Annotated in this window: 8 protein-coding genes and 1 pseudogene; 3 read left to right on the forward strand and 6 right to left on the reverse strand. The window is 29.2% G+C overall.

What is annotated here, in order from left to right:
* Positions 1–4: 4 nt before the first annotated feature.
* The 6 genes from ABMY20_RS10010 to ABMY20_RS10035 form a co-directional block, all read right to left on the reverse strand.
* The gene (locus tag ABMY20_RS10010; protein WP_239180418.1) at positions 5–2,599 is read right to left on the reverse strand and encodes a T9SS type A sorting domain-containing protein; all 2,595 of its coding nucleotides are present in this window, start codon (positions 2,597–2,599) and stop codon (positions 5–7) included.
* Positions 2,600–2,713: 114 nt separating this feature from the next.
* A complete protein-coding gene (locus ABMY20_RS10015) occupies positions 2,714–3,421 on the reverse strand; it encodes a LytTR family DNA-binding domain-containing protein (RefSeq protein WP_073183565.1) in 708 nt (235 codons plus the stop codon).
* A 5-nt stretch (positions 3,422–3,426) separates the two neighbouring features.
* Positions 3,427–3,744, reverse strand: a complete 318-nt coding sequence (locus ABMY20_RS10020) for an Hpt domain-containing protein (protein ID WP_047788966.1) — start codon at positions 3,742–3,744, stop codon at positions 3,427–3,429.
* A gap of 229 nt (positions 3,745–3,973) precedes the next feature.
* Positions 3,974–6,064 (reverse strand): PAS domain S-box protein, encoded by a 2,091-nt coding sequence (locus ABMY20_RS10025; protein ID WP_349265206.1) that lies wholly within the window; start codon positions 6,062–6,064, stop codon positions 3,974–3,976.
* Positions 6,064–6,603, reverse strand: coding sequence for a heme NO-binding domain-containing protein (locus tag ABMY20_RS10030; protein ID WP_047788968.1), 540 nt, complete (start codon positions 6,601–6,603; stop codon positions 6,064–6,066). Before ABMY20_RS10030 ends, ABMY20_RS10025 begins: the two co-directional genes overlap by 1 nt.
* Positions 6,603–7,013: a response regulator gene (locus tag ABMY20_RS10035; protein WP_047788969.1), complete on the reverse strand. Its 411-nt coding sequence runs from the start codon at positions 7,011–7,013 to the stop codon at positions 6,603–6,605. Before ABMY20_RS10035 ends, ABMY20_RS10030 begins: the two co-directional genes overlap by 1 nt.
* Before the next feature lie 258 nt (positions 7,014–7,271).
* Between ABMY20_RS10035 and ABMY20_RS10040 the strand changes: the two genes are divergently transcribed.
* The 3 genes and pseudogenes from ABMY20_RS10040 to ABMY20_RS10050 all read left to right on the forward strand — a co-directional run bounded on the left by ABMY20_RS10040 (position 7,272) and on the right by ABMY20_RS10050 (position 10,400).
* Entirely contained in the window at positions 7,272–9,620 is a 2,349-nt protein-coding gene (locus ABMY20_RS10040) for an FdhF/YdeP family oxidoreductase (RefSeq protein ID WP_349265207.1), read from the forward strand.
* A 47-nt stretch (positions 9,621–9,667) separates the two neighbouring features.
* Positions 9,668–10,028: pseudogene (locus ABMY20_RS10045) on the forward strand (hypothetical protein).
* Between the two features lie 6 nt (positions 10,029–10,034).
* Complete coding sequence (locus tag ABMY20_RS10050; protein WP_349265208.1) at positions 10,035–10,400, forward strand: YchJ family metal-binding protein; 366 nt, start codon at positions 10,035–10,037, stop codon at positions 10,398–10,400.
* The last annotated feature ends 147 nt before the right edge of the window (positions 10,401–10,547 follow it).

The following is a 10,547-nucleotide window of genomic DNA, read 5'->3' on the forward strand; positions in this document are numbered from 1 at the left end:
TTTTTTATTCTACTAATAATTTAACTGTTTTATACTTTTGTTTTGTTCCTATTATTTTACATAAATATATTCCTGTTTTAAGATCTCCTTTTATAAAAGAAACTATATTCTCTCCTATTTTTGCCTCAAAAGTTATAGTTTTTACTATCCTACCCATTGAGTTATATATATTAATATTAACCAATTCTTCATACTTTGAGTTAAAATAAATTTTAGATACTGTTTTTACAGGATTAGGTACTACTTTAACTTGATTAGTTTGTAAGTTAAAGTTTGACACCTCTAATTTACTATTTTTAGAAAAATAAACATCTTGTAAATTCATTTCTTTAACTACCATACTGCCATCATCTGAAGTCATTGTAAATGTTATTGTAGTTATATCGTTTAATAGTAGTTCTTCTCCATTTTTTGACTTAAATTCTGAAAAAGGAATTTTAAACTCATTTAACTCATCAGTCAATAATATTGTTGTTTTAAATTGATTTTCCCATGATGTTATACTTTTTTTCAATAAAACTATTTCTACATTACCATTACCTCTTGCTTTAAAGTTAAAACTATTGTAGTCAGATAAATCTACAGCGCTAAAACGTGGAGTTAATGCTCTATATGCAGCAAAATAACTTTCTGTTGTTGCCTTTAAGTATATATTCCTCTCTATAGGGAAATCATCTTCACTAAATTTATTTTTATTTTGAAATACGTTATAATCTACTATGGTTGTGTTTTCTTGTGAGTCATCAACCCCCCAAGGACCATCAGACATAAATAAATCATCTGGAGTAGCAATACCATCACCTATTCTAAAACCTATATCAAATAAATTTCCTGTTGGTACTTTTATATTTGTAATATAATTTTCTTCTAAATTTAATGGTTGACTTGCTTTATTAAAAACATCTGTTTCCGTTCTTCTAAACCCTGAGTCAAAAGTTACTTTATCACTCTTATTTGTATTAATTATTTCTAGATCAAGTATTCCATTAACATATTTACCTTTTCTAACAAAAACTGTTGGTGCAGACGATAAATAATAAGCTGAAATTGGTTTTACTACTTCTAATAAATTAATTACTTCATCAGCAAGAAGATATAAATCATCTAACGAGTTTGACCATATTTGAAAATTATAAAAAGTAATATCTTTTTCATATTTATCTAAATTCCAATGGCTTTCTATAGAAAAATGGGTTTCATTATTTGTTGCTTTAGCTGATAAGCTTAACACAAACTCAACTGTATTATCAGCATTTCTTATTAGTGATTTTATAAACTGTTTTCCTTTAATTTCAATTGTTGATACTGAAACTAACTCTGCCCCTAGTAAACGATCACAAATATATTTTGAATGTTCATAAACTCCATTTTCGGTTTTCATTGCTAATATAGAAGCTACAGGAACATCGTTTTTCATATAATCTACTGAATAAATTTCTGTAGCATTTGTAATAGCCAACAGGTCTATTGGTGTTGATTCTATTACATTATCTTCCTTTATTACTTCTAAAGGGATGAAACTTTCTAACATAATTTCTCCTTTTGACCTCTTGCTATACTTTGCTGACTTTTTTAATTTTCTTGCACTTGCTCTATTAAATTTATAATTTACCTTGGTCCTATTGTAGTTCCTCTTATTAATTAATTCAGATAATCTTCCATTACTTTCCAATCCTCCTTCATTACCTCCAGATGTAGGAGCTAACATTACTCCACATACTCCAAAACCTGAACATGACGGATCTTGACAATCTACTAATCCATCTCCATCATCATCAATCCCATTATCACATATTTCTTGTGGCACTGGTGCAGTTGGGCATCTAGCACCATCGTTACTAGCACTTGATGGTCCAAAAGCAAATAAATTTGACTCAATATCGGTAGGCAGCTTTATATCTTGTACATTTTGAATTACGTAAATTGTTCCTGTTTGATTTGCTGATACGTAAAAACGCCCTGATAAATCAAAATATACTGCTCCATAAGTGTAATTTAGCCCTGAAAGAATTGGTACTACTCCTAGTGCTTCAACTTCATAAGTTCTTGGATTTATTCTGTATAAAATATTTGTTTTCTTTTCTACTGCGTATAAATTTCCATCTACCGCATTGAAGGCCCAATCGTGAATGTTGATATTTTGAGATAATGTTTCGGTTTCTAGGTGTTTTTCATATGTTGGCGAGTTAGGGTTTAAATCTATTTTGTAAAAAGTAGTCCCTCCTCCTTTTAAAAAATATACTCCCTCTGAGCTAATATCACCCACATACCTATTATTTGTTGGTAATTCATTTACATATAAAGTTGTTGTTGAAAAATCTTTTCCAATACGAACAATAGTTTTTTCTGGACTAGTTAAAGACCCCCAAATATATCCATCAGTTGGATTATAGGCTGCTGCATTTATGTTTCCTTGGGTAATATCTTCTTTAACTAAATAAGAATTTCCTGATGCTAAATCAATGGAATAAACATCGTTATACTGAAATAAATATGCATCGTACACACAATTAAAAGGCTCCTGTGCTATGCTTGAAAAAGAAAGTAATATTATTTTAATGTATAATATTTTTTTTAATAGTATAGTTTTGTTTTTCATAATATTTTGTGTTTGATATATCACAAAACTATGACTATTAATACTTTAAAAAGTTTACAACACGTTGTATTAGTTATTAGTATAGACGAAATGCATTTTTATTTAGATGGAATGCTACAGTAAATCTAAACGCTTCATTAACTCAGGTCTTTTTGATCTACTTACAGGAACAACATCTTTTTTTATTAAAACACTATTATCTTCTATATCTATAATTTTTTTTAAGTTAATTATATAAGAACGATGTACTTTTAAAAACAATGTATCAGGCAACTTTTCTTCTATTTTTTTTAGTGTGGAGTGTACTATATAATTTTTTTCTTCTGTTTTTATATTTATATAATCTCCTTTAGCCTCTACTAAATATATTGAAGGTAAATCTATTTTAATAAGGCGCCTATCTATATTTATATAAAAATCATTTTTTACTTCAGTAGGTGAAGCTATTTTTTCTAATGGTTTTTCTATATTTTTCTTATGAGCTTTTTCTACTGATTTTTTCAAACGGTTAACATCCAATGGTTTCAATAGATAATCAATTATACATTCATACTCAAAAGCTTCAATTGCAAACTTAGGGTCAGATGTTGTAAGAATAACTAGGGGTGGTGATTTTAGGGTTTTTACAAAATCTAAACCAGTAAAATCAGGCATGTGAATATCTAAAAAAACAAGATCTACCTTGTGCCCTTCATTTAGAAATTTAATTGCTTGTAAAGCATTAGAAAACTCTCCTAATACATTTATAGTACTTATATCATCACACAAAGTTTTGATAATAGTTCTTGCTAACTTTTCATCATCAATAATAATACAATTCATAAAATTTAAATGGTTTTCAAATAATTTGTTATTATAACTAATATTTTTTCGAACTCATCAACTTTATCAATCTTATTATCTCTTAAATTATGTTCAAATTCATTAGCTAATTCATAACTTTTTTCAAGACCTAAAATACTAATTTTATGTTTAATTCTATGAACATTATCTTCTAATTTTTTACAATCTCTCTCCTCTAAGCTCTCGTAATAATCATTTTTTTCTTCTGGAAATTCAGTCTTTATTATATCTATCAATGTATTTTTTATTGACTCATCTCCTCTTGCTAACTCATTAACATAGTTTAAATTCGGGGTTTCCATACTTATTATTTTGGGGGCTTCTACTTTTTATAAAATCTAAAATAATAATTTTATATGAAAACTCATATTAATTTTCGTTTTATCGCAATACAAAAACCTGATTTAAAAACATATACATATATTTAAGTTAGCTACATCAGAGCAAGCTTATGAAGTATTTATAAAAAAAGTTCTTAATTTTCGACGCAAACATCGTAGTATTTATCCTAGTTGCGCTTAATGTAATATTTTATTTTTTTATGGTAAAGTAAAACGTTGTACCGATACCTAATTCACTTTCTAACCACATTGTTCCTCCATACAACTGTACTATTTTCTTTACAATAGAAAGTCCGATACCTGTTGACTCTTTACTTTCTTTTAAAGAATGAAATATTTTAAAAATACGATCATGGTATTTTTTTTCAATTCCAATTCCGTTATCTTGTACTGAAAACTGATAAAATGAAGGTTTTTCTGTAAAGCTTATGTTTATTATTCCTTTTTCTTTATCTGAAAATTTAATTGCATTACTTATTAAATTTTGAAAAAGTTGCTGGTATTTAATAGAGTCTCCTTTTACAGTAGGTAACTCTTCTAGGACATTTATAAAAATATTTTCAGGTATATATAGTGTTTGAATTAAGTTATTTATGATTATATTTAAATTTACTTCTTCTTTTTCTCTTACCTCTGAGCCTGCGCTAGAATACTCTAGAATACTAGAAATTAAATTCTCCATTGTTTCTAAAGTGTCTCCTATCAAATTAAAGTTTTGAAGGGTAGTATCATCTAATTTACCTTCATTATCTGTTTTTATCCAAGAAACTAAAGCATCAATACTTCTTAATGGAGATTTTAAATCATGAGAAACAACATGTGCATATTCATTTAGCTCATTATTACTTTTCTCTAATTGTTTTAAAAGTTGTAAATTTTCTTTTTCAGCTTTTTCTCTCTCTCTTAAGTTTATAGCACTCTTTAATTGCATAGATACAAGACTTGCTATATTTTCTAATGTATGTAAGTTTTCTTCTCTGTAATAATTTTTTTCTTCGTGTTCAGAATCAATAACACCTATCACCTTACCTTCACTAATTATAGGAACTGCTATCTCAGAATATCTAACCTTTTCACCAACAACGTATCTATCATCCAAAGAAGTATCGTTTATAATTTCGCCTTTTCCTGTTTTTGCAACACTTCCAATAATACCTTCTCCAATTGATAAAACATCTTTAATTATCTCTCCTCTATCTAGTCCAAAACTATATGAAGCAATCTGTTCTAATGTGTTATTATCATTGTTTAACAAATATATTACACAGTCTTGAGAGTCTAAATATTCAGCTATTTTTTCAGTTACTTCCCAGGCTATTTCATAAATATCATCTTTTCCTAAAATAGATTTAGCTAATTCATTAATCATATCAATAATTAATGCTCTTTCTCTTTGTAATGTTATATCCTCTATGATAGCAACTTGAAATTTTGTTTGTCCTAGAGCATCATTTACAGAGTTTACATTAACTCTAGCCCATAAAATAGAACCATCTTTTCTTTTATATCGTTTATCTATCACATAATTATCTATTTCGTTTCTTTCCATCTTACCTAAATGGTTCATAGACAACGAAACATCATCTTTAAAAGATACTTCTTTAATAGTTAATCCTGCAAACTCCTCTTTAGAATACCCTAAAAGTTCTTCTATAACTTTATTCGTTCTTATAACTTTACCGTCTTTAGCTAATGCTATTCCTAAAGATGAATTTTCAACAATTATATCTAACTCTCTCTTCTGCTCTTCAATTAACTCTGTTGCTCTCTTACTTTCTGAAATGTTTCTAATAATTCCTTGTGCAGCTATTTTTTCATTCTTTTTATTATAAATTATACTGGCATTAATTTGAACCCATTTTACCTTTTTATCCTTACTAATAATTCTGGAAGTGTAGTTTGAAAAAGTACCTGTTTCGTACAGTTTACCAAACGACTCAAAAGCATATACTGTGTCTTCAGGATGTAGTAAAGATTTTACATTTAAATCTTCTTTTGATATATCATAGCCAAAAAGTTCTTTAGCAGCATCGTTCATTGTTAAGACATTCCCCTCTAGATCCATAACTAGGTAAGAGTCGTTAATATTTTCAAAAACTCCTTTTAGTTGTGAAGACTTCTCATTTAATAATTCCTCTAACTTTTCGTTTGTTTTTTTTAGTTTTTCAGAAATTAAAAATAATTCTCTAGATTTATCTTCTAATATTTTTTCAGCTATTTTTCTTGCTGCCTTTTCTCTTTTTAAAGCTCTTTTTAATATCTCTATTTCATTTTGACTCATTAATTTTTATTGATAATAAATTTAACTTCTGTTCCGTCTTCTTTAATCTTTTCTAATATTATTGTTGCACTACTATTAAAATGTTCAAATGTTTTATTCATTAAACCTAATCCGAAATGATGCATTGCTCTATTGGACTTATAAATCATTACTAATGATGTGTCTGTTCTACTTTCAACTATAAAAGTGGGTAATTCTGCATCTGGATAAATTTTTCTCACCTCTACATGAATATGATTTTCTATTGAAGAAAGCATTTCTATGGGGTCATTAAAAGACTCTAAAAGTCCAGAATAACTTTCTTTCAAAACACTAAAAAAATGTTCCGCATAAATAAGTAACAAGTCATCTATAGAAACACCTGTATTCGAGCTTAGGTTTTCAAGTAATTGTAACATTTCAGAAAAACTATAAGTTCCTATAGAAGTATATATCCCATCAGATTCTAACTCTGATTGGGATATAATTTTATCTACCATTTCTAAACCAAATTTTTCTTCTACTAAATCTAAAAACTCTGTAAAAACAATTCCTTTCATTAATTATTTTTTAATTCATTAATAGCCCAATACGACAATGTTATATCTATTTTCGTAATATAATCTTCATACTTTAAAGGCTTTAAAATGTACCCTGAAATACCTATTTTATAACACTCTACAATGTCTTTTTTATTATTAGACGTTGTTAATACAATAACTGGTATGTGCCTAAAATCTTCATTTTTTTTAATTATTGACAAGAACTCAATACCACTTATTTTCGGCATATTCAAATCAAGCAAAATTATATCAGGATCAAATCCTTCATTTAACTTTTCCAGTGCTACATCAGCTGTCTTAGCCTCTATTATTTTATGCTTTAGCTTAAGTAATGAAACTGTCCTATCCATTTTCATTACTTCAATAGTATTATCTTCTATTAAAAGGACATTAAGATTTTTCTTCATTTTGTTTTCTGATATATTTATTAACTATACCAATATTAATGCAAATTCTTAACACTCCATCTAAAAATAGACTACTTATACCTAACTATCGATGAATGAACAAAAAGTATCGATGAACATTTTGAACAATTTTCATACAATATATAAAAAAAATAATACTGTTACAAATTAAGCATTTCTCTTTAGTCTTTTTTTGTTAGTTTTATAAAGACTTATAATGAAACGCTTTTTATTCATAACAATAGTCTATTTATAATTATGGAAAATCAAAATAAAAAAGACAAAAGCAAACAACCTTCTGCAGAACCTCCTTATAAACTATTAAGTTTAAGAACTGGTGCTCCGAAAGATTGGGCTGCGGGTATTCCCGGAGTTACTAACGCTATAAAAAGTTTAATTAAAGATAAAACTCTAACGCGAGGAGGAAAAGCTTTATTTAAAATGAATCAGTTTAATGGTTTTGACTGTCCTAGTTGTGGCTGGCCTGATCCAGATGATGAACGATCACCTATTGCTGAATATTGCGAAAACGGAGTTAAAGCTTTAGCAGAAGAAGCTACTAATAAAAAAATTACTGCTTCCTTCTTTAAACAAAACTCTATTGAAGAATTAACCAACTTGAGTGACTATGAAATAGGTGGTTTAGGGCGACTTTCTGAACCAATGTACTTGCCTAAAAATGGTACACATTATGAACCTATTAGCTGGGACAATGCTTTTGCTAAAATTGCTGAGCACTTAAATAAATTAGAATCTCCAAATAATGCTGCTTTTTATACTTCTGGAAGAACAAGTAACGAAGCTTCTTTTGTATATCAAATTTTTGTACGTGAATTTGGAACAAATAACTTTCCTGATTGTTCCAATATGTGTCACGAAACCTCTGGTTTCACCCTTGCCTCAGTTACAGGGATAGGAAAAGGAACAGCCACTTTAAAAGACTTCTACGATACTGATATCATTATGATTATTGGTCAAAATCCAGGAACGAATTCTCCACGAATGTTAAGCGCTTTAGAAAAAGGGAAAAAGAATGGAGCTAAAATTATTGCTGTTAATCCTCTTCCCGAAGCTGGTTTAATGGGCTTCCGAGATCCTCAAAAAATAAGTGGTATTTTAGGAAAAGGTATCCAACTTGCCGATTTACACCTTCCCGTTAAAATTAATGGAGATTTAGCACTGCTAAAAGCTATCGAACGCTTACTATTTCATTTTGAAAAAGAAACCCCAGGTAAAGTTTTCGATCAAGAATTTATCAAAAATAAAACAGTTGGTTATAACGATTTAATTAAGCAAATTGAAAATTATGACGTAGATGAATTAGCAAGTATATCTGGTGTTCTAAAAAAAGATATTCAAAAAGCTGCTGAAATGTTAGCTTATAAAAACCGAATTATCATTTGTTGGGGAATGGGGCTTACGCAACAACCTAACGGGGTTGATATTTTAAAAGAAGTTCTGAATCTCTTATTTTTAAAAGGAAGTATTGGTAAACCCGGAGCGGGTTCTTGTCCTGTAAGAGGTCATAGTAATGTACAAGGAAACAGAACAATGTTGATTAATAATCATCCTTCCCAAAAACAATTAGATAAACTTAACGAAGTTTTTGGTTTTAACCCGCCAAGAGAGAACGGTTACGATGTAGTTGATACTATAAAAGCAATGAATGAAGGAAAAGTTAAAGTACACTTTAGTATGGGAGGTAATTTCTTGTCTGCTACTCCTGACACCACCTATACTGCAAACGGATTAAGACAACTAGACTTATCTGTTTCTGTTTCTACTAAACTTAATAGAACCCATTTAATTCATGGAAAAGAAGCTTTAATTTTGCCTACTATTTCTAAAAGTGAAATTGATATGATTAATGGTGAGCATCAGTATACAAGTGCTGAAAATGCCATGGGAATCGTAGAGTGGTCTAAAGGAGTATTAAAACCAATATCTGACAAACTTATCAACGAAACTCATATTGTTTGCCGTATTGCAAAAGCTACTTTAGGAAGTAAAAGTGTGGTTGATTGGAATCGTTATATGAATAGTTATGATGCTGTGAGAGATGATATTGAAAAATGTATTCCAGGTTTTGACAATTACAATGTTCGTGTAAAACAAAAAGGCGGATTTTACTTACCTAATGCGGCTCGTGAAGGACGGTTTAAAACAAAAGAGTTTGGAGATCGTGTTCCATTTTCTATAACCACATTACCTAAAAACACATTGGCTGATGATGAGTATTTAATGGCTACGGTAAGAACTCATGACCAGTTCAATACTACTATTTATGGATTAGATGATCGTTATCGCGGAGTTTATAATGAGCGTCGTGTAATTTTTATGAATAAAAAAGATATTGAAAAAGCAGGATTTAATGCAGGTGATAAAGTAGACTTGTACAATTATGATGACAATACAGAGCGTATTGCTCCACTATTTATTATAGTTGAATATCCTATTCCTGAAAAAAACACGGTTACTTATTTTCCGGAAACTAATGTTTTAGTGTCAATTCACAATACTGTTAAAGGTAGTAATATGCCTGCCTCAAAGCATGTAAAAATTAAAATAAAAAAACACAATACTGCTCTTATTAACCAAGAAAAGTAGTTACTTATAATAAACTATCTTAATTTTGCTTAATTATTGAACATTAAATGACAGTAGAAGATTTAGTAGGAACTTATGATATTATAGGCAGTAATCAAGATGAAAGTGATAACACCTACAAAGGCACACTCTCTTTAACTCTTGATAAAGACAACAGAATTATTGCCAAATGGCTTATTAACAAGCAACAAGAACAATTTGGTACTGGTTTCTTTAAAAAAAAACATTTTAGTTATTAACTTTAATTACAGAGGCGATGATAACACCATATATAAAGGAGTCGCTGTGTACTCTTGCCTTTCTAAAAATATCTTAGATGGATTTTGGTCTGAAAAACACGGAAATCCCTTATTTCTAGGAGAAGAACGCTGTTTTAGAATACAAGAACAGCCCGAGTTAATCAATTAAATAAATATGCAGTGTCCATGTAACCCTAATAAAAAATACAGTGATTGCTGTCAAAAAGCACATCAAAATATTCATTCAGCTACCTCAGCTGAAACTCTAATGCGTTCAAGATATAGTGCTTTTGTTTTAGCAGATATTAATTACCTACAAAAAAGTCACCACAGCAGCACCAGACCTTCTAAGCGAGAAAAGAAAGATATTTTAGCTTGGACAAAAGCTGTTAATTGGATAAAACTAGAAGTGCTACGTACAACAGAAACTACAGTTGAATTCAAAGCTTTTTTTATGGAAAATAGTAGTATCGATGTGATTCACGAAAACTCTATTTTTTGTAAAGAAAATGACCATTGGGTATATCTTGGTCAAAAATAAGACTGTCAAAAACGTCATTTCTGTAAAGGTTAACTAATTCGTTGACAAAATCTTATATTTTGTTATGCGTATAAATACAGATGATTTAACTCTAGTTCGAAGCTATTTACAGAAGTATCAATTTTTGATAAGTGAGTACGAACAAGT

This window comes from Tenacibaculum sp. SSH1-16 (genome assembly GCF_040104435.1).
Classification (GTDB): domain Bacteria; phylum Bacteroidota; class Bacteroidia; order Flavobacteriales; family Flavobacteriaceae; genus Polaribacter; species Polaribacter mesophilus.